This window comes from Oleiphilus sp. HI0086, assembly GCF_001635225.1.
The window spans coordinates 1-1,015 of sequence record NZ_LWFZ01001404.1 but is presented as its reverse complement, the minus strand read 5'-3'; the positions used below and the strand labels follow the sequence as shown (position 1 = coordinate 1,015).

Here is a 1,015-nt window from a genome sequence, read left to right as displayed (position 1 = left end):
TACCTATCTTCAGCAATATTTATCGGTTGATAAGATTAAGGACTATTGCCCGAACGGTATCCAGGTAGAAGGTCGAGCTTCTGTTAAGCGAATCGTTGGTGGAGTAACCGCCTCCCAAGCATTAATAGATGCGGCAGTAGAGCAGAATGCTTGTGCTATTTTGGTTCATCATGGTTACTTTTGGAAAGGTGAAGCTCAGCCTATTACGGGTATTAAGAAAAAGAGAATTAAGCAGTTACTTGTCAACGACATTAGTCTCTTAGCTTACCACCTACCTGTCGATATTCATGCAGAGTGTGGAAATAACGCTCAGCTCGCGCTGCGTCTTGGTATCGATATAACGGGGCCACTGGAACTCGGAAACCCGCGTTCTGTGGGGCAGGTTGGTCGCTTAGATAAGGCGGTCACAGTTGAGCAGTTTTCCGAGCATGTGACTAACAAGCTAGGTCGCCAATGCGAGTTTGTTGGTGAGCCTAACCGGTTAATACAGAATATTGGGTTTTGTACTGGTGCAGCCCAGGGGATGATTGACCTTGCAGTGAGTCAGAACCTTGATGCTTACCTAAGTGGTGAGATATCCGAGCCAACCGTTCACGTCGCAAGAGAAACCGGGGTCGCCTATTTCGCCGCAGGCCATCATGCGACCGAGAAAGGGGGGATTCAAGCACTTGGGCAACATTTACAGGAAAAGTTTGATATCGAGTTTGAGTTTATCGATATCGATAATCCAGTTTAATGGCCTAGATTCTTGGTGGCTCTTTAACAAGCAGCTCTTCTTCTTGCTCCGAGCTAACTTCTTTTTTAGTAATGCCATAAGTTTCTGACAGTGTGCCTGTGTCGGCGTCGCTATTCTTTGGAGCATAGTCCATAGGTGGTGTGTAAACTTCAGCGCGGGGTTTCTGTGCAGCACTATCAGTACTTGCGTTAGATTGGCCGATTGCTAGAAAATCTTCAGCTTGCTCTTCATTGCACAAGCGGCTTGCGCCTTTAGCGAGCTGCTCATGCACCTCTCGGT

General features: G+C 47.2%; 1 protein-coding gene and 1 pseudogene. One reads left to right on the top strand and one right to left on the bottom strand.

Going from position 1 to position 1,015, the window contains the following annotated elements; all coding sequences use genetic code 11:
• Positions 1-34 precede the first annotated feature (34 nt).
• Positions 35-736, top strand: a complete 702-nt coding sequence (locus A3756_RS23935; RefSeq protein ID WP_156490735.1) for a Nif3-like dinuclear metal center hexameric protein — start codon at positions 35-37, stop codon at positions 734-736.
• 4 nt (positions 737-740) lie between these two features.
• Here the strand turns inward: A3756_RS23935 and A3756_RS28270 are convergent.
• Positions 741-1,015 (bottom strand): annotated as a pseudogene (locus A3756_RS28270) (hypothetical protein); the annotation flags it as partial.